Consider the following 24,447-nt stretch of genomic DNA (forward strand, 5'->3'; position numbering starts at 1 on the left):
GTCGCACAGGCGTGGCGCCAAGCGTTGGCCGTCATCCGACATGCGTGCGCTTCGACGGCTATCGAGCGTCCGGCGGAACGCCTTTATTTACGGGCCTTTGAGCGGGTTGGAGCGATGCGTCCATCGTCATTGGCACAGGCCATGCAATGGAACAGGCGGGCGCGATGCTTTCGGCATGATGATTCGATTCCGGGAACCGTGTTGATCGATCGCGCCTCTTTTTATCGACACATTCACGGGGATCGCCATGAGAGCGAAGACCATCAGCATTCTTCTCGCTGCGAGCGCGGCGCTGTCGGCCATGCCCGCGTTCGCGGACGATTCCGGCAAGGTCACGCCGGTATCTCACGGCACGACAGCCGTTCATGTGACGCACGCGAAGAACGGCACGCACGATATGCACGATATGCCGGATGCCGCCACCAGCGCGGTCGGTGGCGGCGATGCGTACAAGACGCAGTCGGGCAAGCGCGAAGAGCGCGACAGCATCGATGCGTGGTTTCGCGGAGGCTGATCAGTCGAGCGTGATGCCGTCGAAGCGATGTCCGCCGAGCGGGCTGATCAGATAGCCGTGCACACGCTTCGAGATCGGCTGGAAGATGTTGGCGTGCGCGAGCGGCGTGTACGGCACCTGATCCTTGAAGACCACTTGCGCTTCTTCATAGAGCTTCGTGCGCGCGTTCTGATCGGTGATGAGGCGCGCTTTCGCGAGAAGATCGTCGAACTGCTTGTTGCACCACTTCGCCATGTTGCTTCCGTGGACCGCATCGCAACCGAGAGTCGTGCCGAGCCAGTTGTCGGGATCGCCGTTATCGCCGAGCCAGCCGTAAAGAATCGCGTCGTGCTCGCCGTTCGTCTTCGCGCGCTTGTTGTACTCGGCCCATTCGTACGTGACGATATTCGCCTTCACGCCGATCTTCGCCCAGTCCGATTGAATCAGTTGCGCCATCAGACGCGCGTTCGGGTTATAGCCGCGCTGCACGGGCATCGCCCATAGCGTGATGGTGAAGCCGTTCGGAAAGCCTGCTTCCTTCAGCAGTTCCTTCGCCATCGCAGGATCGCGCGGCGCGTCCTTCAACGCCTTGTTATAGGACCATTGCGATGGTGGCATCGGGTTCGTCGCCATCGTGGCCGCGCCTTCGTAGACGGTCTTGATGATCGCCTGCTTGTCGATGGCCATGTCGAGCGCGCGGCGCACGTTCACGTTGTCGAGCGGCTTGTGCGTCGTGTTGTAGCCCACGTACGCGACATTGAAGCCGACACCCGACAGCACCGTGAGCTTCGGGTCCTGCTTCGAAGCGCCGATATCGGCGGGGCGCGGAAACGACGTCACCTGGCATTCTCCGCTCGAAAGCTTTTGCTGGCGCACGGCGGCATCCGGCGTAATCGAGAAGACGAGTTTGTCGATATGCACGTCCTTCCGGTTCCAGTATGTCGGATTCGCGTCGTAGCGGATCGTCGCATCCTTCTGATAGTCGCGGAATACGAACGCGCCCGTGCCCACGGGCTTCTGATTGAGGTCCTCGGGCTTGTTCTGCTTCAGCAATTGCGCGGCATATTCCGCCGATACGATCGACGCGAATTCCATCGCGATGTTGCGCACGAATACGACATCCGCCGTTTTGAGCGTGAAGCGCACGGTGTAGTCGTCGAGCTTCTCCACGGACGCGATGTTCTTGTCATAGCCGAGATCGGTCAGATACGGAAAGCTGACCGGATGCGCCTTCTGAAACGGATCGTTCGGATCGATCATGCGCTTGAACGTAAACACGACATCGTCCGCGTTGAAGTCGCGCGTGGGCTTGAACCACGATGTCGATTGAAATTTCACGCCGTGCCGGAGATGAAACGTGAAGCTCTTCGCATCCGGCGCTTCGTCCCACTTCTCCGCAAGACCGGGCACGAGATCGAGCGTGCCGCGTTTGAATTCGACGAGCTGGTCATAGACGGCGTGAGCGCCCGCATCGAAGTCGGTGCTGGTGGTGTACTGCGCGGAATCGAAGCCGGCGGGACTGCCTTCGGAACAGAACACGAGCGTCTTGCTCGCGGCGGACGCGGTTTGCGCGGTGATTGCAAGCGCGGCGGAAAGAGAAACAACAAGGAAACGTCGTGAAAGAAGCATTTTTCTTGTTCGCTCGGAAGAGTGGGCGAGCCGCCTCGCGGCGGGCATGCCCCGTACTCTACCAAGCAAACGTCTTTCCTTCCCGCTACATCGAGCGCAACGCGAAGCGTTTGAGCTTGCCCGTTTCGGTGCGCGGCAACGCAGTGAGAAAGGCCACGACGCGCGGATATTTATAAGGCGCGACAGTGCGCTTCACGAAGTCCTGCAATGCGGCGACGAGCGCATCGTCGCCCGTAAAGCCTGGATTGAGCACGACGAATGCCTTCACCACTTGCCCGCGCGTTTCATCGGGCACGCCGATCACGCCGCATTCCGCAACCGCTTCGTGCTGCATCAGCACGCTTTCCACTTCAGGGCCGGAAATGTTGTAGCCCGCCGATACGATCATGTCGTCGGCGCGCGCCTGATAGAACACGTAACCGTCTTCATCGATCATGACGGAATCGCCGGGCAGATTCCAGCCGTCGCGCACGAACTTCGACTGACGTTCGTCGGCGAGATAGCGGCAGCCCGTCGGGCCGCGCACCGCGAGCTTGCCGAGCGTATTGGGCGGCACGGGCTGCATTGCATCGTCGACGGCCTGCACGACGTAGCCCGGCACCGCGCGTCCGATCGCGTGCTCGCGCACGTCCGCGCCCGCCGACGAAATGAAGATATGGATCATCTCCGTGCCGCCGATACCGTCGGTCATCTCGATGCCGCTCGCTTCGCGCCATAGCGTGCGTGTCGAATCGGGCAGGGCTTCGCCCGCGGACACGGTCTTCTTCAGGCTCTTCACGTCGAAGCCCGCGATGAGCGGCGCCATCTGCCGGTAGAACGTCGGCGCGGTGAACATGATCGTCGCGCGATAACGTTCGACGGTTCGCAGCAGCGTTTCCGGCGTGAGCTTTTCGAGCAATACCGTCGATGCGCCCACGCGCAGCGGAAAGCAGAGCAGGCCGCCGAGCCCGAACGTGAACGCGAGCGGCGGCGTGCCGCAGAACACATCGTCCGATGTGGGTTCAAGGATGTGTCGCGGGAAGAGATCGCACATCGCAAGCACATCGCGATGGAAGTGCATGCAGCCCTTCGGCGCGCCCGTGGTGCCGCTCGTGAACGCGATGAGGCACACGTCGTCGGCGGCGGTATCGCAGGCATCGAATTGATCGGGCATCGCCGCCGCGAGCGATTCGAGCGAACCGGGCGCGTCGTCGTGAAACATGAGAACCCGCGCGAGTCCTTCGCAATGGAACTCGTCGCCCTTCGTCTCGCAGCGCTTCAGTTCTTCGGTCAGGCGCACATCGCATAACGCCGCCGAAATATGCGCCTTGTCGATGATCTGCTTCAGTTCCTTCGCGCGCAGCAGCGGCATGGTCGGCACGACGACGAGACCCGCCTTCAGCGCCGCGAAGAACGCGACCGCCATCTGCAAGGTATTCGGCCCGCGCAGCAGCACGCGGTTGCCCGGACGCAAGCCCATTTCATCGACGAGCACATGCGCGCTGCGATTCACGAGCACGCGCAACTCGCGATAAGTCGTCGCATGCGGTTCGCCGTTTCGCTCCGACCAGATCGCGGGACGATCGCCGTAGCCGCGTTCGATTGCGCGATCCAGCAACTCGGTCGCGCAATTGAAGCGGGCGGGATAGGCGACATCCGCGTTGTCGAGCATGAACACCGGCCATTGTTCCTGCGGCGGCAGATGATCGCGCGCGAATGTATCGACGTGTGCTGACCGTTCCATCGTGCTCTCCGCTTAGTCGGGGATGACAGCCGTGGCTTCGATTTCCACCAGCGCGTCGTCTTCGATGAGCGCGACGACCTGCACCGCGCTCATCGCGATGTCGTAATCGCCGATCAGCTCGCGAAACGCCGCGCCGATTTCCTTCGCCGCCGCGAGATAGGCGCGCTTGTCGGTCACATACCACGTCATGCGCACGAGATGCGCGGGCTGGCCGCCCGCTTCGCGCAGAATGGCCACGACGTTGCGCAGCGCCTGCACGGCCTGCGCGCCGAACTCGCGGCTGACGAAGCGCGCCTCTTCGTCCCAGCCGATCTGCCCGGCGATATACACCTGCGTGCCGCGCACCGCGACGCCGTTCGCGTAGCCGCGCGGCTTGATCCAGCCCGAAGGCAGAAGGGTCTTTTTCATGAGCGTGTCTCCTCGTTCAATGCGCGGCTCGTGCCCGGCGCGAAATGTTCGATGGCGCGGGCGATATCGCCGGGAATGTCGATCGAGCGGCCATCGTCGAGCGATGTCGTGACCAGAACCTGCTTCGCGCGAAAGCGCACTTCGCCCTCGCAATGGCAGACGATATCGATACGAATCGAGCGCTGCCCGACGGAATCGACGGCAAGCGCGAGCGTCACCGTCTCACCCATGCGGCTCGGCCGCGCGAACTCGCAATTGAGCTTGACGATGGGCAGACCGACGCGGCGCGCGGAGATCATCCGTGCGTAGTCGATGCCGAGTGCATCGTTGAACCAGTCCTCGACGAGCGCGTTTGTCATCACGAGGTACTGCGGAAAATAGACGATGCCCGCCGGATCGCAATGCGCGAAGCGGATGCGCATCGGCATGTCGAAGGTGCGTGTCATCGTTGACGTTCTCCGTGCGCTTTCAGCAAGTCTCGTCCGACGATCAGTTGCTGCACTTCCGTCGCGCCTTCATAGATGCGCAACGCGCGAATCTCGCGATACAGCGATTCGACCGCCATGCCGCGTTTCACGCCGAGGCCGCCCCATAACTGCACGGCGGCGTCGATCACCTGTTGCGCGCCTTCGCTCGCGTGCCACTTCGCCATCGCCGCTTCGCGCGTGACGCTTTCGCCCTGATCGCGCAACCACGCGGCGCGATAGACGAGCAGCGCGCTCGTATCGATGGTCAGCGCCATCTGCGCGAGCTTGGCCTGCGTCAGTTGAAAATCGCCGAGCGTCTGGCCGAACATCTTGCGCGACGCGGCGCGGTCGAGGCCTTCCTGCATCGCGCGGCGTGCAAAGCCCAGCGACGCGGCCGCGACGGACGTGCGGAAGATATCGAGCGTGCGCATCGCGATCTTGAAGCCTTCGGCCGGCGCGCCGAGCATCTGGCTGCGCGGCACGCGCGCGTTATCGAAATGCAGGCGCGCGAGCGGATGCGGCGCGATCACGTCGATGCGTTCCGCGATCTGCAATCCCGGCGTATCGGCATCGACGATAAACGCGCTGATGCCGCGAGCGCCCGGCGCTTCGCCGGTGCGCGCGAACACGACATAGAAATCCGCGATGCCGCCGTTCGAGATCCAGGTCTTGTCGCCGTTCAGCACGTAACTGTCGCCATCGGCGCGCGCATCGAGCGACATCGCCGCGACATCGGAACCCGCTTCCGGCTCGGACAATGCAAACGCAGCCAGTGCCGTGCCGTTCGCGACGCGCGGCAGATAGCGCGCCTTCTGTTCGTCGGTGCCCGCGAGCGAGATCGCGCCGGAGCCGAGCCCCTGCATCGCGAAGGCGAAGTCCGCGAGGCCGTCGTGCTTCGCGAGCGTTTCGCGCAGCAGGCACACGGCGCGCGTATCGATCGTGTCGTTCGATGCGCCGTATTGCGTCCCGCCGATGCAATGCCTGAGCCAGCCCGCGTCCCCCAGCATGCGCACGAGGCGCTTGCAGGCCGCGTCGGTATCGGCGTGATCGACGTGCTTCAGATGCGCGTTTGCCCATGCATCGAGATTGCGCGCGAGTTTGCGATGGCGTTCATCGAAGAAGGGCCACGCGAGCGCGCCGTGCAGATCGGCGTTCATTCAGTCTCCTTCGAACACGGGCCGCGTCTTCGCAGCGAAGGCCCGGTAAGCGCGTTCGAAATCGCGCGTGCTCATGCAGATGGCCTGCGCCTGCGCTTCCGATTCGATCGCTTCGTCGATGCTCATGCTCCATTCCTGATGCAGCATCTTCTTCGTGATGCCATGCGCGAAGGTCGGGCCCGCGACGAGTTCGGACGCGAGCTTCGCGGCTTCGTCGAGCAGGGTTTCGGGCGTGCAGAGCCGGTTGTAGAAGCCCCATTGATAGCCTTCGTCGCCGCTCGCGGAACGGCCCGTGAAGAGCAGTTCGGACGCGCGTCCCTGGCCGATGATGCGCGGCAGGATCGAGCACGCGCCCATGTCGCAGCCCGCGAGGCCGACGCGCGCGAACAGGAACGCGAGCTTGCTGCGCGCGGTGCCAAGACGCATGTCGGACGACATCGCGAGGATCGCGCCCGCGCCCGCGCAGACGCCATCGACGGCGGCGACGACCGGCTGCGGGCAATGACGCATCGCCTTGACAAGATCGCCGGTCATACGCGTGAAGAGCAACAGCTCGGGCATCGGCAAATCGATGAGCGGCGCGATGATTTCATGCACGTCGCCGCCGGAACAGAAGTTATCGCCCGCACCGTGAATCACGACGGCTTTCACATCGGTCGCATAGGCGAGCCGGCGAAACAGGTCGCGCAACTCCGCATACGATTCGAACGTCAGCGGGTTCTTGCGCTCGGGGCGGTTCAGCATGATGGTCGCGACGCCGTTGGTCACGGACCAGCCGAAGTGCGTCGCGCGATAGTCCGCGAGCGTGGTGCGGTTGCCGGCGAGAAGCGCGTCGGCGGCGGATGAGGTCATCGCTGTCTCCTTCAGTCCTTGAGCGTATTCATCAGATGCTGCTTGAGCTTGCCGAGCCGCTGATGCGTCTGCGATTTCTCGTTCAGTTCGAGGCCGCCGAACATTTCGACGACCCATTGCTCGTGCGCGGTCGCCATCTTGTCGAATGCGGTGCGGCCTTGCGGCGTGAGACGCACGCTGGTCGAGCGGCGATCGTTCGGATCGGTATAGCGCGAGACGAGCCCTTCCTTTTCGAGCTGATCCGTGATGCCTGTCACGTTGCCGCCGGTGACCATCATGCGGCGCGATAGCTCGGTCATCTTCAGCCCTTCCGGATGACGTTCGAGCTGCGCCATCAGATCGAAACGCGGCAAGGTCGTATCGAACTCCGTGCGCAGGCGTTTGCGCAATTCGGCTTGCACGAGGTTCGTGGTCGTGAGCATGCGCAGCCACAGGCGCAGTCCCATGTGGCTGTCGGCGCCCGTGCTCATTTCCAGATCGACGACATTGTCCGCCGGCTTCTCGATGCCCTTGCGCGGCGTTTTCTGCTCCGTCGCGGCGGTCGCTTTCTTGTTGCGTGCGGCGTGGGTCACGTGACTTCTCCACCTGATACGGAAATGGACTGACCGTTCATCGCGTCGGAACCGGGTGCGCACAGCCATAGCACGGCGTTGGCGACTTCTTCCGGCTGCACGAAGCGGCGTTGCGGGTTGTGGCGCACGAGCGCATCGCGTGCGTCCTGTTCGCTGCGCGAGGTCTTCGACATGATCTGATCGAGCGATGCGCGCAGCAGTTCGGTTTCGGTGTAGCCGGGGCACACCGCGTTGACGGTGACGCCTTTGGTCGCGACTTCGAGCGCGAGCGCGCGCGTGAGACCGATGACGCCGTGCTTCGCCGCGCAATACGCGGCGACATACGCATAGCCGACTTGCCCCGCCGTGCTCGCGACATTCACGATGCGGCCATAGCCGCGTTCGAGCATCGAAGGCAGCACGGCGCGCGTGCAGAGAAACACGCCCGTGAGGTTCACGTCGAGCATGCGTTGCCAGAGCGCGGCGTCGGTATGCGTGAAGGGCGCGGCCTGCGCGTGGCCTGCGTTGTTGACGAGGATATCGACGGCACCGACGCGCGAGAACGCTTCTTCGACCGCGGCTTCGTTCGTGACATCGACGCTCACGCACGCGACATCGCCATGAGCGCGCATCGCGTCGCGTTGCGCTTCGAGGCGCGCGAGATCTCGGCCCATCAGCGTGATGCGCGCGCCCGCCCGTGCGAGCGCCTGGGCGCACGATGCGCCGATGCCGCTGCCGCCGCCCGTGATGACCGCGTGTTTATCAGCGATAGCCGTCATGATCAGACCGTTCCTTCGGCGCGTTGCGCGCGTTCTTGCGGCGTGAGGCGCGCGTTGTCGGCGGCGAGCGCGCGTTCGCGTTCCAGATTGCGTTCGAGTTGCGATTTGGCGGCGGCATACTGCTTCGGCCACGCGACATCGAAGTAACCGATCTTCGCGGCTTCGTTCAACGTCCACGATGGATTCGCGAGATGCGGACGCGCCACCGCGCAGAGATCCGCGCGTCCCGCCGCGATGATGCTGTTCACGTGATCCGCTTCCGATATCGCACCGACGGCGATCGTCGCGATACCCGCTTCGTTGCGGATGCGATCGGCGAACGGCGTCTGGAACATGCGGCCGTACACTGGCTTTTCCTGCTTGCTGACCTGTCCCGACGACACGTCGATCATGTCCGCGCCCGCTGCCTTGAATGCGCGTGCGATCTCGACGGCATCGTCGGGCGTCGTGCCGCCATCGACCCAGTCGTGCGCGGAAATGCGAACGGACATGGGCTTGTCTTGCGGCCATGCCGCGCGCATCGCCGCGAATACTTCGAGCGGATAGCGCAGACGATTTTCGAGCGAGCCGCCGTATTGGTCGGTGCGCTGGTTCGTCAGCGGCGAGAGGAAGCTCGACAGGAAATAGCCGTGCGCGCAGTGCAATTCGAGCCAGTCGAAGCTCGCTTGCGCCGCCATCTCGGTGGCGCGCACGAATTGCGCTTCGATCTCGCGCAGTTCTTCCTGCGACGCCTCGCGCGACCATTGGCTCACGCCTTGCAGATACTGTTGCGGCGAAGCGGACACGAGCGGCCAGTTGCCATCGTCGAGCGGTTGATCGATGCCTTCCCAGCTCACGCGCGTCGATGCCTTCGCGCCCGCATGTCCGATCTGCATGCCGATCTTCGCATCCGATTGCGCGTGCACGAAATCGACGATGCGCGTCCACGCGGCAAGATGCTCCGGCGCGTACATGCCGGGGCATCCCGGCGTGATGCGCGCTTCGGGCGACACGCACGTCATCTCCGTCATCACGAGCGCGGCGCCGCCCATCGCGCGCGCGCCGAGATGCATCAGGTGATAGTCGCCCGCGACGCCATCGACGGCGGAGTACTGCGCCATCGGCGATACGACCACGCGATTCTTCAGCGTGACGCCGCGCAGCTTGAACGGCGTGAACATCGGTGGCACGGAACGTTGCTGTGCATCGCGTTCGATACCCGCGCGCCCGGCGAGCCAGTCTTCGAACGAGGCGAGATAGCGCGCATCGCGTTCGCGCAGGTTTTCATGCGAGATGCGCTGCGAGCGCGTGAGCAGCGAGTACGCGAACTGCTCCGGTTCGAAGGCCGCGTAACGGTCCACATGCTCGAACCATTCCGTCGAATTGCGCGCGGCGTTCTGGATGCGCAGCACATCGACGCTGCGCACCTGCGTGTAATGCGCGAGCGCGCCTTCGAGATCGCCGTTCTGTTTTGCAAATGCGGTGTCGATGCTGTTCGCGAGTTCGATCGCGTCTTCGAGCGCGAGCTTCGTGCCGGAACCGATCGAGAAGTGCGCGGTATGCGCCGCATCGCCCATTAGCACGACAGGCGTGCGCTTGCCGTTCGCGCCATCGCGCCAATGCACCCATTCGCGATTCACGACGCGCGGGAAGCGAATCCATTGCGCCGAGCCGCGCAAGTGCGTGGCGTTCGACATCAGCGCGTGGCCGTCGAGATACTTTGCAAAGAGCTTTTCACAGAATGCGATGCCGTCTTCCTTGCTCATGTCGGCGAGGCCGGCCGCGCGCCATACGCGCTCGGGCGCTTCGACGATGAACGTCGATGTGTTGTCGTCGAAACGATAGGCATGCGCCTGGAACCAGCCCCATTCGGTCTTTTCGAATGCGAACGTGAAGGCCTCGAAGCACTTGTTCGTGCCGAGCCACACGAAGCGGCAATCGCGCATATCGATGTCGGGCTGATAGGTCGATGCGTATTTCTGCCGGACCGCGCTATTCGCGCCGTCGCTCGCGATGATGAGGTCGGCGTCGTAGTCGTCGTCGTTCACGACATGCGTTTCGAACACGAGCTTCACGCCGAGTTCTTCGCAACGCGCTTGCAGAATGTTCAGCAGACGTTTGCGGCCGATGCCGCAGAAGCCATGACCCGATGAGCGGATCGTGCGGCCGCCGATATGCACTTCGATATCGTCCCAGTGATTGAACGCATCGAGGATGGCGTCGGCGCTTTGCGGGTCCGCCGCGCGCAGGTTGCCGAGCGTCTGGTCGGAGAACACGACGCCCCAGCCGAACGTGTCATACGGCCGGTTGCGCTCGACGACGGTGATGTCGTAGCCAGGGTGGCGGTGCTTCATCAAGAGCCCGAAATACAGGCCCGCCGGGCCTCCGCCAATGCAGACGATGCGCATGCTCGCTCTCCGACCGTTGTCTTTTCACATCGATAATTTAGGTTTAGATAGTTTAGATGTCAAGTAAATAATCGATCGAACGAACGTGCGAAAGATGCCGGTGGAATCATCGATCCTCGGGGATGACCTGCAACAGCGGTTCGGGCGAGACGGCGATCGCGCCCGAGAACGGGCGATCATGCGAAAGGATCAGCAACACGGTGGTCGCGAGGCACGCGCAAAATAAGCCGATCGCGACGGCGGACGTCAAACGGTTTTCGCCATGAATCAGTGCGATGGCGAAGACGAGGCAGGCGGCGAGAATGCCCAGGCACAGCCACTTGATGCCGCTGACCTCGGAGCGGCTCACCAGAATGCGCTGGCGACGGGCTTCGAGCGCCTGTTCGAGAGACACCGCGACCTGGTGCTGCGCGGTCTGTTGTCCGGGCGTGTTCGCCGGCAACGAGAGCGCGAACTGCATCGCTTGGTTCAGCGTGGGCGGGCTGATCTTCAGGGTGACCACGCCTTGCGCCATCGAAGTCCATTCGGTCGTCGCCGTGTACTCGATGTATTCGCGCACCAGTTTGCGCAGTTGCGCTTGCGCGTCTTCCGGGAAAACCGCGGACAGGACGACGACGGAGCGAAGCGCGCCCGCTTCCGTATCGACCGCGGCGTTGGCCTGCGACGTATCGTTCCAGACTTGCGCGGCGGTGAAGGCGATGAGCAGGCCGAAGATGACGCCGATCGGCGAAAGCAGACCGGGAGAAAGCGCGATGAACGACCGCCGATGCGCGCTTGCCGCAAGCCGGCCAGCCACGACATGGATCGCCGCTCCCGCGATGCCGACCACGCCGAAAACGACGAGCGTCATTTCCCATAACGGAAGGTTATGCAACCAGGTACTCGTCATCGGGACGTGCTCCGTGGCTGAACGGAAAGCACATTTAAGCACAAGCGGGATTGGTTTAGCGGTGCGCCCTATTCGAACGCGCCCGTGCGCACTTCGCCGTCGCGGATATAGCGCGTGACGATCACGCCGCCGGGCGTCTGCGTCGAATGCGCCAGCGTGAAGGCGCACACCTGCGCGTCGTCGCTGAACAGGCGCTTGCCGCGTCCCAGCATGACGGGGTAGATCAGAAGGCAAAGCTCGTCGATGAGACCAGCCGCGAGCAGTTGACGCACCATGTCGCCGCTTCCGAACGTCAGCAGATCGGCGCCGTTCGCTTGTTTGAGCGCGCGCACCGCGTCGGCGAGACCGCCTTGCAGCGCGTGACTGTTCTGCCAGTCGAGACCATCGGGCCGATGCGTGGCGACGTGCTTGGCGACACGGTTGAACACGTCGGCGATGGCGCGGCTCTTCGAATCGGCCGGAACGTGCGGCCAGTGCGACGCGAAGATGTCGTAAGTACGGCGCCCGAGCAGCAGATCGAACGGCTGCGCGAGCAGGCTTTGCACGTGCTGGCCGATGGCTTCGTCGGCATAAGGCACGATCCAGCCACCCAGACGGAATTCGCCGCTGGTATCTTCGGTCGGGCCGCCGGGGGCCTGAATCACGCCATCCAGACTGATGAAAGCCGAAACGATGAGCTTGCGCATAAATGTTCTCCATATCGACGGACTCGATCGGTCCATCTAGACGACGAGCGGCTCGCGGGTAAATCGACAACGCTCATGCGCACCAAAACGAGTGCCGCTCAACTCGATTCGCCCGGCATGTTGCCAATCCGCCGGCCCAGTTCGTCGGCGCGTCGCCAGACGGCCTGCATCAGCACCATCGCGCTCCTCGACGGCGGCGAGAACTTCGAATAGACGAACGTCGATACCATCTCCAGATCTTCGACGAGCGGCCGCACGATGCAGTCGATCCCGCCGGTCGCGTATTCGTCGACGATGGCGAGCCCGAGTCCGCCGCGCACGAGCGCGAGCGCCTGATCGGCGCGTGTCACGTCGACCGCCGAGGTCAGCTCGACATCGGCCTGCTGGCACGCCCGCGCGATCATCGTGCCGAACGGAATGTCGCGCCTGAACAGGATCATCGGTTCGTCTTTGAGGTCCGCGAGCGCGATCCGCTCGCGCGCGGCGAACGGGTGATCCGGCGGCAGCACGCATACCATCCGTCCGCGCATGAACGGCACGACTTCGAGATGCTCGTGTTCGATCGGCAGCGAGGTCACCGCCACTTCGACGCTCTTGCTCAGCACTTCCAGCGGCATGTCGGCCATGAGCGTCGTATGCCAGTCGACTCTGAGCCCCGGCAACTGCCGTTTCAGTTCGACGATAGCCGGCGCGACGACGGCCGGCGCGAGCGACGGGCTGCACGCGATACGCAGCAGGCTTGCCGGGCCGAGCGCGAGCGCCCGCGCGAATTCATCGACGCGCAGCGCCGACTGATAAACCTGCTCGACTTCGCGAAACAGCGCCTGCGCCTCGGCGGTCGGAATCAGGCGGCCCTTCGCGCGCTCGAAGAGGCGCAGTCCCAGCGTGGTCTCGGTATGCGCGACGAGCTTGCTGACGGCCGGTTGCGACACATACAGCATCTTCGACGCGGCATTGATCGAGCCCGTCAGCATGACCGCGCGAAACACCTCCATTTGCCGCAGCTTGAAGCGCATCGGTTCTCCGGCTGCCCGTTCGGGCGATTAACCAAAGGTTATAGGGTAGCCGAAACTCGGCATACGACAGCCCACGGGCAACTCTCTAGTATTTCCAGGACGCGTCGGGCCTTTGCCACGGCGGCGCCCAGACCGGAAAACATTGGACGGAGACACGATGAACCAGACCCACTCGCCTCGCGCGATCGGCGCGCAAGCCGCTGCGGCGGCGCCGGCCGCGACGCGCACCCGCGCGCGCTTCGGCATCCTAGCGCTGCTCGCGATCGGCACGATGATCAACTACCTCGATCGCAGCGTCGCCGGGATCGCGGCGCCCGGCATGAGCCACGAACTGGGTCTGACGCCGGCGCTGATGGGCGTGATCTTCTCCGCATTTTCGTGGACCTACACCGCGTCGCAGATTCCGGGCGGCGTGATGCTCGACCGCATCGGCACTCGCTGGACCTATTTCTTCGCGCTGACGCTGTGGTCGCTGTTCACCGGTCTGCAAGGACTCGCGACGGGCTTCGTCTCGCTCCTGATCATGCGGCTCCTGATCGGCATTGCGGAGGCGCCGTGCTTTCCGACCAACAGCCGCGTCGTCGCGATATGGTTTCCGCAGAGCGAGCGCGCCCGCGCGACGGGCGTCTACACCTTCGCGGAGTATGTCGGTCTCGCGTTTCTGAGCCCGCTGCTTTTCTGGATCGATCATCGCTATGGATGGCGTGCGCTGTTCGGCATCGTCGGCGCGGTCGGCATCGTGTTCGGCGCGATCTGGCTCATGCGCTTTCGCGAACCGCACGAGTCGAAACGGGCGAATCGCGCCGAGCTCGACTACATCGCGAGCGGCGGCGGCGTGGTCGACGGCAGCCAGCAGGCGACGCGCTTTCGCTGGTCCGATATCGCCGCGCTCCTGCGCCGCCGCAGCATGCTCGGCATCTGCATCGGCCAGTTCGCGTGCAATTCGACCAACGTGTTCTTCCTGACCTGGTTTCCGACCTATCTCGTCACGGAACGCCACATGCCGTGGCTGAAGGTCGGCATGGTCGCCGTGCTGCCGTTCATCGCCGCGTCGGTCGGGACGCTCGCGGGCGGCTGGATTTCCGATGCGATGCTGCGTCGCGGCATCTCGCTGAACTGGTCGCGCAAGCTGCCGGTGATCGCCGGGCTCGTCGCCGCATCGAGCATCGTGCTGGCGAATTACGTCGATTCGATCACCGTGGTGATCGCGATCCTGTGCGTTGCGTACTTCGCGCAAGGGATGTCGGCGCTCGCCTGGATGATCGTCTCCGATATCGCGCCGAAGGGGCTGCTCGGCCTGAGCGGCGGCATCTTCAACCTGTTCGCGAATGCGGCCGGCATCGTCACGCCGCTCGTGGTCGGGCTGATCGTCAACGCGACAGGCTCGTTCGTGTATGCGCTCGCCTTCATCTCGGCCGTGACGCTGCTTGGCGCGCTCTCCTATGTGTTCGTCGTCGGCGATATCAAGCGGATCGAATTCGCGGGCTCCGCTTCCTCCTCCATCTGAAGACCTCAAGGAAATCATTGCAATGAGTCACTCTCTCGACGGCCGCATCGCCATCGTGACGGGCGCCGCGCGCGGGATCGGCCTCGGCATCGCCCGCAAGCTCAAGGCCGACGGCGCGCGCGTCGCGATCTGGGACCTCGATGTCGCCGGCTGCGATGCGCGGCGTCTCGGCTTCGAAGCCGATCATCTGCAGCAGGTCGATGTCGCATCGCACGAATCGGTCGGGCGCGCGTTCGAGGCGACCGTCGCGGCGCTCGGGCATATCGACATTCTCGTCAACAACGCGGGCATCAACGGACCCGTCGCGCCGAGCTGGGAATATCCCGTCGATGCGTGGCAGCGTGTGCTCAATGTCGATCTGAACAGCGTGTTCTACTGTTGCCGCGCCGCCATCCCGCATATGCGCGCGAGGGGCGGCGGGCGTATCGTCAATGTCGCGTCGATCGCCGGGAAGGAGGGCGTGCAGTACATCTCGGCGTATTCCGCCGCGAAAGCGGGCGTGATCGCGTTCACGAAGTCGGCCGCGAAGGAACTGGCGCGCGACAACGTGCTGATCAACTGCGTCGCGCCCGCGATGGTCGAAACGGAGTTGTTCAACGAGATGTCGGAGCAGCACATCGAGGCGAGCAAGGCGAAGATTCCGATGGGCCGTTTCCTGCAGATCGACGAAGTCGGCTCGATGGTGAGCTGGATCGCGAGTCCCGCGTGCAGCTTCACGACGGGCTTCACCTTCGATCTGACGGGCGGGAGGGCCACGTATTGAAGGCCGCTCCGCTTCTGGCTCGGCCTCTCGCGGTCGCGCATCTGACCGCGCTGGATGTTGCGCCCGTGCCGTGGGTCCGGCTCGCCGCGCGTGCGGGTTTCGATGCGGTCGGTCTGCGCATGCATCCGGCGGTGCCGGGCGGCGTCGCGTATCCGATGGCGTCCGGTACCGCGGCGCTCCATGAATTGCGGGACGCACTCGCGGGCGAAGGCATCGCGGTACATGACGTCGAATTCATTCCCGTCGTGCCGGCGCTCGATCCCGCTTCGTTCGCGCCGCTCTTCGAAGCGGCGGCGTCGCTCGGCGCGCGTTGCGTGAACGTATCGGGCGATGATCCGGACGAGGGCCGGCTCGCCGCCAGTCTCGCCGCGCTGGCCGAACTCGGCCGTCCGTTCGGCTTGCGCATCGATCTGGAATTCATGCGCTGGCGGCATGTCGGCTCGCTCGCGCAAGCTCGTGAGATGATCGCGCGGGTCGGTCATCCGAATCTCGCGGTGCTCGTCGACGCGCTGCATCTGTCGCGCTCGGGCGGCACGCCGGACGATATCGCAAGGATGCCGCCCGGCTGGATCGGTTCCGCGCAACTGTGCGATGCGCGCGCCGCGCCTCCCGCCAGCGACGACGATGCGATCCGCGAAGCGCGCACCGATCGCCTGCCGCCCGGCGACGGCGCGCTGCCGCTCGACGCGCTGCTGCGCGCGTTGCCCGCGGATGTGGCGCTGAGCGTGGAGATGCCGTATCCGTCGCTGCCCGCCGACGCGCGGCTGGCGCTTGCGTTCGGCGCGGCGCGGCGCGTCGTCGACGGGATCGGCGTCGTGTCGGTCTGAATGGGGAACAGAGATGAGCGTATTCGAAGAAGACAAGATCGACTGCCACTGCCACGTGTTCGATCCCGCGCGCTTTCCGTATCGGGAAGACACGCCGTATCGGCCCGCGCAGCAGGAAATCGGCACGGCTGCGCAGTTCGTCCGGGTGATGGATGCGTATGGCGTGCGGCATGCACTGCTCGTCGGTCCGACGAGCGGCTACCGGACCGACAACCGATGCCTGCTCGATGCACTGGAGACATACGAAGGACGCCTGCGCGGCATCGCCGTGGTCGATGACGACATATCGCCCAACGAGCTTGCAGCGCTGCATCGCGCGGGCGTCGCCGGTGTCGCGTTCAATCCGGCGATGGAAGGCGTCGATGCCGTGCTCGGCGCGGGCGCGCTCTTCGCGTCGCTCGCGGACCTCGGCATGGTCGCGCAGATTCAGGTAACCGGTGACCAGATGGTCGCGCTCGAATCCTGGCTGTCGCGGCAGGCCGCGCCCATCGTGATCGACCACGGCGGGCGGCCCGACATCGGCGCGGGCATCGCGCAGCCCGGCTTTCAGGCGCTGCTGCGACTCGCGGACAGCGGCCGCGCGAGCGTCAAGCTGTCGGGCTGGCAGAAGTACTCGGCGCGCGCGCATCCGTACGAAGACGCGTGGCCGTATGCGCAGGCGCTGCTACGCGCGTTCGGGCCGCAAAACTGCGTCTGGGGTTCGGACTGGCCGTTCCTTCGGGCTCCGGAGCGGCTCGATTATGGGCCGCTGCTGACGCTGTTCGAGCAGATCGTGCCCGATGCGCAAGTCCGTCGACAGATTCAATGGGAGACGCCGCGCCGGATTTTCGGTTTCGGCGCGTAGGCGAACGGGCGCTGTCGCGATCAGTGCCCCAGCCCGCTCGCCGCGATCTGCTGCTCGACGTATTGCGCGAAGAGAGCGTGCATGCGCGTCGTCGGATGGAGATCGTCGGCGAACATGTAAGTCTGGTCCGCGTTCGACGAGACGTAAGTCGCCCGCGAGCAGAGCAGCGACGTGTCGTGCGGTGTTTTCGACGGATCGCATGCCTGACCCGTGTTGGACACGGTGAAGCCATTGGCCTGAAAGTTCGCGATGGTCTGCGTCGTCCAGGTGTAGGAGTCGACGACGATGACCTTGCCCTGCAGACCGTTCGATTGCAGGGCGGAGTTCAGCGTCGCGTTGAAGAGCTGCGACAGTTGGGTGAAGTTGCCGCCGCCATCCGACGACTTGATGCCATCGGGCGAAAGTCCGATGTTCGGCACGTTGACCACCACGACATGCACGCCCCCGCTCTGCACGATCTGCGCGACTTGTTGCGCGAGCGTGGTCGCCGCGGTCTGCACGGTCGTGTTCGCGGCGGGCGGACTGCCCGCGCGCAGCACGTCGTTGGCACCGGCCCAGACGAGCACGAGCTGGCTCGAATTGAAACTGCCGTGCGACGACAGATAGCTCGAGATCTGTTGCGTGACCGGCATCTCGACATTGCCGATCACGTCCGTCAGGAACTGATTCTGATCGGCCGGCGTGGCGACCGTGGCGCCGCCCTGCGCGTAGCCCAATCCGCTTTGAGCCTTCAGTTCGTGCCCGAGGTCGATCGTGAAAGCCGCGGTGAGCGTGTCGCCGTAATACTGCGCGACGTCCTGGGACCATACTTGCCCTGGATTCGTCGTGAATCGTCCGCCGCCGACCACGCTCGCGATCGGCTGATACGTTCCGACGTCCGACAGACTGTCTCCGAACGCCACGACCTGCAACTTGACGCCGCCCGCGGGCGCCGAAGAACTGCTTCCGCCCGAGTCGCCGCTGCTGCCGCCGCATGAGGTAAGCAGTGCAATTAGGATGGCAGAAATTGCGTGGCGAATGCCGGGGGTGATTCGGGTATGACGCATCATTCCTCCGTGCCAGCCCCGGCCGGGGCGGGATTGCCCGCGATGGCGGTTGGTCGTCGGCCGCGTGCGAGTTGCGGTCTGGAACATCGGTAAGCAAGAAAGATGCGCCTCGCGTGTTTCCCGTGGCGAATCGGCTACCATTGGCCGACGACGGCTCGTTCGAAACACTGCTGCGAGGACGCCAGGGGTGGACCACTACATCGATCTTGCAGGCGATCCTTCCGCACTCGCGCATCTGCTGCGACGACTCCATCTTGCCGATGACGTCGCCTCCGCGACGCTGACACCGTTGACCGGCGGCGTGTCCTCGAATATTTTCCGGCTCGATATCGGCGACAAGACCTATTGCCTGAAGCAGGCTCTGCCGAAGCTCAAGGTCGCGAAAGACTGGATCGTGCCGGTCGAGCGCGTCTATGCGGAGATCGGCTGGCTTCGGACGGCTGGCCGGATCGTGCCGGGGCATGTGCCCGAAGTGCTCGGCGTCGATCACGAAACCAAGAGCTTCGTCATGGCGTTTCTCCCGCCGACATACGCGAACTGGAAACGCGAGTTGATGGATGGCCGCGTCGATCCGGAGATCGCGGCGCAACTGGGCGACGTGCTGGGCCGGATTCATGCGGCGACGGCCGGCGACGCGGAGATCGCCGCCCGGTTCGCCAATGACGCTACCTTTCACGCGATCCGTCTCGAACCGTATCTGGAAGAAGCCGCTCGACAAAACGCGCAAGTGGCGGCGGCGCTGCGCTCGCTGATCGAGCGCACGGCGGCCACGCGAGAAGCGCTCGTTCATGGCGATGTCAGCCCGAAGAACATCCTGTTGGGACCGGCCGGGCCGGTGATCCTGGATGCGGAATGCGCGTGGTACGGCGATCCTGCCTTCGATGTGGCCTTCTGCCTCAATCATTTCCTGCTCAAATCGGCGCGCTCGCCGGGTGCGCTTGCCGCGTTATTGGTGTCGTTTGCGAAGCTGGTCGAGCGTTATGTGCCGCATATCGCGTGGACAAAACCGGACGCGTTGCTCGACCGCGTCGCATCGCTGCTCGCGGCGCTGCTGCTGGCGCGCGTGGACGGCAAATCGCCGGTGGAGTATCTCGACGAAGACCGCCGCGCTCGCGTGCGCGCCGCCGCGATCGAACTGATCGGACGGCCGGACAGCACGCTCTCCGACATCACAACGTTCTGGCAAAGGGAGTTTTCCGTATGAGTCGAATCGAAGAAGTGCGAGCGCGACGTATCTGGGATTCGCGCGGACGGCCGACTGTCGAAGTGGAAATCGTCACTGAAACGGGCGCGCGGGGACGCGGCATCGCGACGGCCGGTGCGTCTCGCGGTTCGCGCGAAGCGATGGAACTCCGCGATGGCGGCACGGCGTTCGATGGCAGGGACGTCAAGACGGCGATCGCCGGCATCGCGCGCGAGATTGCGCCCGCGTTGCGAGGCCACGAGGTCGCGGAACAGGCGGCGATCGATGCGATGCTCATCGCGCTCGATGGCACGCCGGACAAGTCGCGGCTCGGCGGCAACGCGCTGATCGCGACATCGCTTGCCGCCTTGCACGCTGCCGCGAACGAGCGAGGCTTGCCGCTTTGGCGTTACGTCGCGGGCGACGAGCAGGTGACGTTGCCGCTTCCGCAGATCCAGATTTTCGGCGGCGGTGCGCATGCGGAACGGCGCGTCGATGTGCAGGATTTCATGGTGATCGCGACATCGGCCACGAGTTTCGCGCAGGCGCTCGAAATGACCGCCGAGGTCTATCGACACGCCGGTGTGCTGATGCGCAAACGCGGCGCGGCGCAGGGCGTGGCGGACGAAGGCGGATGGTGGCCCGCGTTCTCCAGCAACGAGGAGGCGATGGACGTGCTGGTCGCATCGATCGAAGCGGCGGGTTTCGTTCCGGGCACGGATATGGGCATCGCGCTGGATATCGCCGCGTCGGAATTCGGCAAGGGCGGACAGTACACGCTTGGCCTGGACAACGTGCGGCTCGATACCGACGCGATGATCGAGAAGTTGCTGGGGTGGATTGAGCGATACCCGATTGTCTCGATTGAAGACCCGCTATCGGAAGACGATGAAGCGGGGATGATCGCGTTCACGCGAGCGGCGGGAAGTAAGGTGCAGATCGTGGGCGATGACTTTTTCGTTACGCGCGCCGCGCTTATCGAGGACGCTGCGGCGAAAGGGGCTTGCAATGCGGCGCTCATCAAGCTCAATCAGGCAGGTACCGTGACGGAGACGCTCGCGGCGCTTCGGGCGGCGAGGAAGCATGGCTATGCGTCGATTGTGTCGGCGAGATCGGGGGAAACCGAGGATGTGTCGATCATCCATCTTGCGACGGGCTGGAACGCGGGGCAGTTGAAGGTCGGGTCGTTCTCGCGGTCCGAGCGGATGGCGAAGTGGAATGAAGGCATTCGGATCGAGGAAGGTGGGGCGATGGGTTTGCTGGGGCGGCGGTGTTGTCGCGAAGTCGATAAGCGTGAAGTCGCGAAACGTGTTGCGTCGACGGTGGCCAGGTTCCAGATTGCGCGATGCGTCTGGAACTCAGACTAATCCGAAAATTGACGTCATCGAACTACCTCTAAGCTTTTGAATAGTCGGTAATCCTTCGCGAACCATTCGGACTGCGAGATGTACTCGTCTCCGGGCAAGGAATTTTTGGGCAATAATTTCCCACTTTCATTCGAATTGCAGACGTCGAGCAATCGGAAAGGAGTCCGTTGGGGCTGAACCCTTTACCACCACAGCAGGAAGCAACATGAAGCAGTTCCTCTCTCTCACCGCGTGCGCGCTTTCGATCTCCCTTTTGTCGGCCTGTGCCACCGGACCCGATCGCGACAAGGAGATCGCCCTCAATCAGCAAGTAGGCATCGAAGTCACGCAAACGCCCGACGGCGTGCAAGTGCGTCTGCCCGACCGCGTGCTGTTCGACTTCGACAAATCCGGTCTGCGCGGCGATTCCGGACCCGCCATCCAGCGCGCGGTCGTGTTGCTCAAGCGCAGCAAGAAGTCCGTGATCGTCGAAGGACACACCGACGATACCGGTACGCACGAATACAACCAGGCGCTTTCCGAATCGCGTGCGCAGACGGTCGCGGGCGCGCTGGAAGAGCGAGGCATCGCATCCTCGCGCGTCACCACGAAGGGCTTCGCCTACGACCGCCCCGCAGCAAGCAACGCCACCCCCGAAGGCCAGGCGAAAAACCGCCGCACGGAAATCGTGGTGATCGGTGAATCGCTCGACTCGATCATGGGCAAGCCGGCAAAGCGGAACTGACGCAAGTCACTTGCTGATCGGCGAGTGCTGTCGGAGGTCGGCTGAAACTCGGCCGACTACCTCCAGTATCCAGCCGCGTAATGCCGATATCCCCATCCCGGACGCCCGCCCCAATAACCCACCGCGACAGACGGCGCATACACCGTAGCGGGCGGCGCGTAATAAGCGACTGGCGGCGCATAGACCGGAACCGGCGCAACCGGCGCAAAGGGCGCCACCGGAATCACGGGCGCGTACGGCGCAACCGCCACGACAGGCGCGACAGGCACAACCGGCATCCCCACACTCATGCCGACGAACACATGCGCCTGCGCGCTACCCACCAGTCCGGCACCAAGCAGCGTAGCGACAGCGACATAACCGATTTTTTTCATGATCCTTCTCCTGGAAACGCGGTGCGGCGTGGTCACGCATCGGTTGAGAAGGATTGTGGGCGTCGACAATGAGCGAAGAATGAGCGCTCATTCAGTCCCGCAGTCGTTGCAGGTGTTGTCGATATATCTCGCCGCCTTGCCGCGTTCGGGCGGGCTGACCTGCATATAGCCGCCGTCGAGGATGTTATGACGGACGACATTCCCGCTATAGTCGACGCCGCCCTCGCCATTGGACCCGCCCGTGATATTGCCGCCGTTGATCATGCGGTTGCATTCGAGGACGTTGCCGCCGGTGTCCTGCGTGGCGTCGTTGTTCTCGGGGCCCATGCGGCAGTTATCGGCCAGATTGTAGGCAATGCGTCCCTTGACCGAGCCAACCAGCGCGATGCCGTAGAGCGGGCAGTTGGCGAACGAGTTGAACACGAGAACAGCGCCGGTCCCGCCGCCTTGCCCTTCGGTCTGGAACATCGACTGGCCGAAGAAATCTCGGAAGCTGTTGCCCGCGAGCGTGAAGTTGTCAACCGCGCCGTTGGTCTGCACCGGAATATCGTAATGTCCGGGGCTGTCCCAGTCACGGATGCGGGTCGGATTCGCGCCCACGAAGTTACAGCCGACGAGACTATTCCCCGTCGACGGACCCTCGAAGTTGAACATGTTGCTGTCCTCGCGGACCGTCTTTTTGAGCGTCGCGCCGGGCTCGCACTGGATATGCCGGTTACTTGCCGTGATGACCACCGTGTGATTCAGCACATAGGTTCCGGCGGGCACGAGCACGTCGCCGGCATCGATCGCGGCCTGAAAGGCCCTGGTGTCGTCGGTCTTGCCGTTGCCAGTGGCGCCGAAAGCCTTCGGGCTGCGCGGATCGACCAGTTTGGGCGGCGTGAAGGAAGTGTCCGGGCAACTCGCCGTCGCCGGGACCGGCGAACTGGTGAGGCTCGCGCGATGGGCGCCGCTGTCGCGTTCGTCTCTGAACTGCCGCCACCAGCGCATGAGGTTATGCAATGTAAGGCGATCCAGGAGACGGCCATCGTCCCAGGCAGCGTAGACCGTCTGAAAGTGTCTGGTTACGCCGGGTGTGTTGATCACGAGCAAGGAAACGACAATCAATATCACGCCAACCACGATCGATTTCTTCATTGACATCCCATGCACGCTTTGGATTTCTCGATGGCGAGGCCTCGGTAAGCCGTCGCGCAGCCGCAACTCTCGCACGTTATGGCTGCCGACTTCTGCCCGGTAGCACACCAGGCGAGCGTGCGAAATGCTGGCGCCAAACCGCATCATCGCGCGCCGGTGGCGTGGCGAACAGTCCGCCCGTCGCCTTTGATGCACGCTCCCTCGGTGCGCAAGCGGCCAGCCGGTCCTGCGCGGATCGGGTTCATTTGCCGGAGGAAGCGTGCTGACCGCAACAGTGCAATCGCTAAGGGAGCGTCTGCTTGGCGTTCATCAGGATCACAAGCGCATCGCGAGGAGCGCTTTCGTCCTGCTGTTATTCGTGCTCGCCGGGAAGTTCATCGGCGCATCGAAGGAAATGGCGATCGCGTACCGATACGGCATCAGCGGCACCGTCGATGCCTATCAGCTCGCACTCACGCTCGTCACCTGGCTGCCCGCGACGATCACGAACCAGTTGAGCGTGCTGCTCGTTCCGGCGCTCGTCGCGCTCAGAAACGACAAGGCCCGGCAGAACCAGCTTCTCGGCGAGCTCGAAGGGGCGGGACTCGCCATCGGCATCGTGTTTTCGTTGCTGCTCTATTTTTTCTGGCCTCACATGGTGGGCTTCTTCTCGGGAAGCCTCGCCGAATCGACCCGCGAGATGTGCCGTCAGATGGTCGTCGGGATGACGCCGGTCGGCGTACTGGCCTTCACGATCTGCATCTCGGCCGCCCGGCTCCAGGCTTCCGAAAAGCACATCAACACGCTGCTCGAATGCGTGCCGGCGATCGCGTTGCTCGTCTTCGTGCTGAGCGCGCGCGACAACACCTCGACCATGCCGCTCATCGTGGGCACGACGATCGGCATCGTGATCCAGGCGGCGTGGCTCCGGATACTCGCGAAGAGAGCCGATGCCGTGCCCGCGCGTCCGCGTCTGTCGCTGCGGGCGAAGGAGTGGCCGGGCATGACGCGCTCGATGGGCATGCTGCTGATCGGCTCGGTGGTCGCGAATCTGTGGCTTCCCGTCGATCAGTATTTCATGGCCCATATGGGCGATGGCGCCATCGCGACGCTCGGCTACGCGAACCGCCTGCTCTCGCTGCTCGTGAGCATGGGCGCGATCGCGATCAGCCGGGCAACCCTGCCGATCCTTTCGGAAATCCTGCATCGCGGCGATCATGCGCGGGCGCGCAGCACGGCCATCAAGTGGTCGTTCGTGATGCTGGCCGTGGGATCGGTCGGCGCCGCGATCGCCTATATCTTCGCGCCGTATGCGATCAAGCTGTTCTTTCAGAAGGGCGCGTTCACGAGCGAGGACACGATCGCGGTCACGAGCCTGTTCCGCTTCGGGCTTTCGCAGATACCCTTCTCTTTCGGGATGTGCGTGCTGATCCAGTTGTTCGCGAGCGAAGCGCGCTACAGGGCGATCACGGTCATTTCCGTGCTGGGCTTCGCGACCAAGCTGGCCGCCAATGCGGTTCTGATTCGCTTCTACGGTCCGCTGGGCGTGCCGCTCGGCACCGGAGTGGGCGCGGCCAGTGTGCTGGCCTGCTATCTCTTCTGGACCCGCTTCGCGCCGCCTTATGTCGGCAAGAGCGAGCAAGGTCACGACTGATCGCA

Annotated in this window: 24 protein-coding genes; 9 read left to right on the plus strand and 15 right to left on the minus strand. The window is 63.9% G+C overall.

Annotation, left to right across the window (positions count from 1 at the left end; translation table 11 throughout):
• The first annotated feature begins 247 nt into the window (after positions 1–247).
• A complete protein-coding gene (locus ACEN42_RS30835) occupies positions 248–514 on the plus strand; it encodes a hypothetical protein (RefSeq protein ID WP_238289948.1) in 267 nt (88 codons plus the stop codon).
• On the opposite strand, the gene ACEN42_RS30840 is transcribed toward ACEN42_RS30835, so the two are convergent.
• The 12 genes from ACEN42_RS30840 to ACEN42_RS30895 all read right to left on the minus strand — a co-directional run bounded on the left by ACEN42_RS30840 (position 515) and on the right by ACEN42_RS30895 (position 13,037).
• Positions 515–2,122, minus strand: a complete 1,608-nt coding sequence (locus ACEN42_RS30840) for an ABC transporter substrate-binding protein (protein WP_371883445.1) — start codon at positions 2,120–2,122, stop codon at positions 515–517.
• 85 nt (positions 2,123–2,207) lie between these two features.
• Entirely contained in the window at positions 2,208–3,845 is a 1,638-nt protein-coding gene (locus ACEN42_RS30845) for an AMP-binding protein (RefSeq protein ID WP_371883446.1), read from the minus strand.
• 12 nt (positions 3,846–3,857) lie between these two features.
• Positions 3,858–4,253 carry a RidA family protein gene (locus ACEN42_RS30850; protein ID WP_187608389.1) on the minus strand — a complete coding sequence of 132 codons (396 nt, stop codon included), beginning with the start codon at positions 4,251–4,253 and terminating at the stop codon, positions 3,858–3,860.
• Positions 4,250–4,699 carry an acyl-CoA thioesterase gene (locus tag ACEN42_RS30855; protein ID WP_371883447.1) on the minus strand — a complete coding sequence of 150 codons (450 nt, stop codon included), beginning with the start codon at positions 4,697–4,699 and terminating at the stop codon, positions 4,250–4,252. The genes ACEN42_RS30850 and ACEN42_RS30855 overlap by 4 nt, the downstream gene beginning before the upstream one ends.
• Positions 4,696–5,877 carry an acyl-CoA dehydrogenase family protein gene (locus tag ACEN42_RS30860; protein ID WP_371883448.1) on the minus strand — a complete coding sequence of 394 codons (1,182 nt, stop codon included), beginning with the start codon at positions 5,875–5,877 and terminating at the stop codon, positions 4,696–4,698. Before ACEN42_RS30860 ends, ACEN42_RS30855 begins: the two co-directional genes overlap by 4 nt.
• Entirely contained in the window at positions 5,878–6,729 is an 852-nt protein-coding gene (locus ACEN42_RS30865) for an enoyl-CoA hydratase family protein (RefSeq protein ID WP_371883449.1), read from the minus strand.
• An 11-nt stretch (positions 6,730–6,740) separates the two neighbouring features.
• Complete coding sequence (locus ACEN42_RS30870) at positions 6,741–7,301, minus strand: MarR family winged helix-turn-helix transcriptional regulator (protein WP_187608385.1); 561 nt, start codon at positions 7,299–7,301, stop codon at positions 6,741–6,743.
• Positions 7,298–8,059 carry an SDR family NAD(P)-dependent oxidoreductase gene (locus ACEN42_RS30875; RefSeq protein ID WP_238289987.1) on the minus strand — a complete coding sequence of 254 codons (762 nt, stop codon included), beginning with the start codon at positions 8,057–8,059 and terminating at the stop codon, positions 7,298–7,300. The genes ACEN42_RS30870 and ACEN42_RS30875 overlap by 4 nt, the downstream gene beginning before the upstream one ends.
• 2 nt (positions 8,060–8,061) lie before the next feature.
• Entirely contained in the window at positions 8,062–10,446 is a 2,385-nt protein-coding gene (locus ACEN42_RS30880; RefSeq protein WP_371883450.1) for a bifunctional salicylyl-CoA 5-hydroxylase/oxidoreductase, read from the minus strand.
• Positions 10,447–10,552: 106 nt separating this feature from the next.
• Positions 10,553–11,335, minus strand: a complete 783-nt coding sequence (locus ACEN42_RS30885) for a DUF4239 domain-containing protein (RefSeq protein WP_371883451.1) — start codon at positions 11,333–11,335, stop codon at positions 10,553–10,555.
• A 68-nt stretch (positions 11,336–11,403) separates the two neighbouring features.
• Positions 11,404–12,021 (minus strand): dihydrofolate reductase family protein, encoded by a 618-nt coding sequence (locus tag ACEN42_RS30890; protein WP_371883452.1) that lies wholly within the window; start codon positions 12,019–12,021, stop codon positions 11,404–11,406.
• A 98-nt stretch (positions 12,022–12,119) separates the two neighbouring features.
• Positions 12,120–13,037: a LysR family transcriptional regulator gene (locus tag ACEN42_RS30895; RefSeq protein ID WP_238290002.1), complete on the minus strand. Its 918-nt coding sequence runs from the start codon at positions 13,035–13,037 to the stop codon at positions 12,120–12,122.
• A 157-nt stretch (positions 13,038–13,194) separates the two neighbouring features.
• Between ACEN42_RS30895 and ACEN42_RS30900 the strand changes: the two genes are divergently transcribed.
• Genes ACEN42_RS30900 through ACEN42_RS30915 form a run of 4 tightly spaced genes read left to right on the plus strand, consistent with a single transcriptional unit; the run spans position 13,195 to position 16,978 of the window.
• Positions 13,195–14,544 carry an MFS transporter gene (locus ACEN42_RS30900; RefSeq protein WP_371883453.1) on the plus strand — a complete coding sequence of 450 codons (1,350 nt, stop codon included), beginning with the start codon at positions 13,195–13,197 and terminating at the stop codon, positions 14,542–14,544.
• A gap of 22 nt (positions 14,545–14,566) precedes the next feature.
• On the plus strand, positions 14,567–15,307 hold the full coding sequence (locus ACEN42_RS30905; protein WP_371883454.1) for an SDR family NAD(P)-dependent oxidoreductase: 741 nt from the start codon (positions 14,567–14,569) through the stop codon (positions 15,305–15,307).
• Entirely contained in the window at positions 15,304–16,134 is an 831-nt protein-coding gene (locus ACEN42_RS30910; RefSeq protein ID WP_371883455.1) for a sugar phosphate isomerase/epimerase family protein, read from the plus strand. Before ACEN42_RS30905 ends, ACEN42_RS30910 begins: the two co-directional genes overlap by 4 nt.
• A 13-nt stretch (positions 16,135–16,147) precedes the next feature.
• A complete protein-coding gene (locus ACEN42_RS30915) occupies positions 16,148–16,978 on the plus strand; it encodes an amidohydrolase (protein ID WP_371883456.1) in 831 nt (276 codons plus the stop codon).
• Between the two features lie 20 nt (positions 16,979–16,998).
• Here ACEN42_RS30915 and ACEN42_RS30920 read toward each other — a convergent pair whose 3' ends face one another.
• Positions 16,999–18,024, minus strand: a complete 1,026-nt coding sequence (locus tag ACEN42_RS30920) for an SGNH/GDSL hydrolase family protein (protein ID WP_371883953.1) — start codon at positions 18,022–18,024, stop codon at positions 16,999–17,001.
• Between the two features lie 187 nt (positions 18,025–18,211).
• On the opposite strand from ACEN42_RS30920, the gene ACEN42_RS30925 reads away from it, so the two are divergent.
• From ACEN42_RS30925 to ACEN42_RS30935, 3 genes are all read left to right on the plus strand, one after another.
• On the plus strand, positions 18,212–19,228 hold the full coding sequence (locus ACEN42_RS30925) for a phosphotransferase (RefSeq protein ID WP_371883457.1): 1,017 nt from the start codon (positions 18,212–18,214) through the stop codon (positions 19,226–19,228).
• Entirely contained in the window at positions 19,225–20,574 is a 1,350-nt protein-coding gene (gene eno / locus ACEN42_RS30930) for a phosphopyruvate hydratase (protein ID WP_371883458.1), read from the plus strand. Before ACEN42_RS30925 ends, eno begins: the two co-directional genes overlap by 4 nt.
• Before the next feature lie 205 nt (positions 20,575–20,779).
• Positions 20,780–21,298, plus strand: coding sequence for an OmpA family protein (locus ACEN42_RS30935; RefSeq protein WP_371883459.1), 519 nt, complete (start codon positions 20,780–20,782; stop codon positions 21,296–21,298).
• 56 nt (positions 21,299–21,354) lie between these two features.
• On the opposite strand, the gene ACEN42_RS30940 is transcribed toward ACEN42_RS30935, so the two are convergent.
• The gene (locus ACEN42_RS30940; protein WP_371883460.1) at positions 21,355–21,672 is read right to left on the minus strand and encodes a hypothetical protein; all 318 of its coding nucleotides are present in this window, start codon (positions 21,670–21,672) and stop codon (positions 21,355–21,357) included.
• An 87-nt stretch (positions 21,673–21,759) separates the two neighbouring features.
• Positions 21,760–22,956 (minus strand): glycosyl hydrolase family 28-related protein, encoded by a 1,197-nt coding sequence (locus ACEN42_RS30945; protein WP_371883461.1) that lies wholly within the window; start codon positions 22,954–22,956, stop codon positions 21,760–21,762.
• Positions 22,957–23,068: 112 nt separating this feature from the next.
• Here ACEN42_RS30945 and murJ point away from each other — a divergent pair, with 112 nt between their 5' ends.
• On the plus strand, positions 23,069–24,442 hold the full coding sequence (gene murJ / locus ACEN42_RS30950) for a murein biosynthesis integral membrane protein MurJ (RefSeq protein ID WP_187609375.1): 1,374 nt from the start codon (positions 23,069–23,071) through the stop codon (positions 24,440–24,442).
• Positions 24,443–24,447: the final 5 nt, after the last annotated feature.

This window comes from Caballeronia sp. S22 (assembly GCF_964261745.1).
GTDB classification, from domain to species: Bacteria; Pseudomonadota; Gammaproteobacteria; order Burkholderiales; family Burkholderiaceae; genus Caballeronia; species Caballeronia jiangsuensis.

Coding starts and splice junctions, on each gene's coding strand:
- ACEN42_RS30890 (WP_371883452.1), bottom strand. CDS start 12,021: ATGCGCAAGCTCATCGTTTCGGCTTTCATCAGTCTGGATGGCGTGATT.
- ACEN42_RS30920 (WP_371883953.1), bottom strand. CDS start 18,024: ATGCGTCATACCCGAATCACCCCCGGCATTCGCCACGCAATTTCTGCC.
- ACEN42_RS30935 (WP_371883459.1), top strand. CDS start 20,780: ATGAAGCAGTTCCTCTCTCTCACCGCGTGCGCGCTTTCGATCTCCCTT.
- ACEN42_RS30865 (WP_371883449.1), bottom strand. CDS start 6,729: ATGACCTCATCCGCCGCCGACGCGCTTCTCGCCGGCAACCGCACCACG.
- ACEN42_RS30885 (WP_371883451.1), bottom strand. CDS start 11,335: ATGACGAGTACCTGGTTGCATAACCTTCCGTTATGGGAAATGACGCTC.
- ACEN42_RS30945 (WP_371883461.1), bottom strand. CDS start 22,956: ATGATGCGGTTTGGCGCCAGCATTTCGCACGCTCGCCTGGTGTGCTAC.
- ACEN42_RS30895 (WP_238290002.1), bottom strand. CDS start 13,037: ATGCGCTTCAAGCTGCGGCAAATGGAGGTGTTTCGCGCGGTCATGCTG.
- ACEN42_RS30915 (WP_371883456.1), top strand. CDS start 16,148: ATGAGCGTATTCGAAGAAGACAAGATCGACTGCCACTGCCACGTGTTC.
- ACEN42_RS30860 (WP_371883448.1), bottom strand. CDS start 5,877: ATGAACGCCGATCTGCACGGCGCGCTCGCGTGGCCCTTCTTCGATGAA.
- eno (WP_371883458.1), top strand. CDS start 19,225: ATGAGTCGAATCGAAGAAGTGCGAGCGCGACGTATCTGGGATTCGCGC.
- ACEN42_RS30880 (WP_371883450.1), bottom strand. CDS start 10,446: ATGCGCATCGTCTGCATTGGCGGAGGCCCGGCGGGCCTGTATTTCGGG.
- ACEN42_RS30900 (WP_371883453.1), top strand. CDS start 13,195: ATGAACCAGACCCACTCGCCTCGCGCGATCGGCGCGCAAGCCGCTGCG.
- ACEN42_RS30875 (WP_238289987.1), bottom strand. CDS start 8,059: ATGACGGCTATCGCTGATAAACACGCGGTCATCACGGGCGGCGGCAGC.
- ACEN42_RS30905 (WP_371883454.1), top strand. CDS start 14,567: ATGAGTCACTCTCTCGACGGCCGCATCGCCATCGTGACGGGCGCCGCG.
- ACEN42_RS30850 (WP_187608389.1), bottom strand. CDS start 4,253: ATGAAAAAGACCCTTCTGCCTTCGGGCTGGATCAAGCCGCGCGGCTAC.
- ACEN42_RS30940 (WP_371883460.1), bottom strand. CDS start 21,672: ATGAAAAAAATCGGTTATGTCGCTGTCGCTACGCTGCTTGGTGCCGGA.
- ACEN42_RS30845 (WP_371883446.1), bottom strand. CDS start 3,845: ATGGAACGGTCAGCACACGTCGATACATTCGCGCGCGATCATCTGCCG.
- ACEN42_RS30835 (WP_238289948.1), top strand. CDS start 248: ATGAGAGCGAAGACCATCAGCATTCTTCTCGCTGCGAGCGCGGCGCTG.
- ACEN42_RS30855 (WP_371883447.1), bottom strand. CDS start 4,699: ATGACACGCACCTTCGACATGCCGATGCGCATCCGCTTCGCGCATTGC.
- ACEN42_RS30840 (WP_371883445.1), bottom strand. CDS start 2,122: ATGCTTCTTTCACGACGTTTCCTTGTTGTTTCTCTTTCCGCCGCGCTT.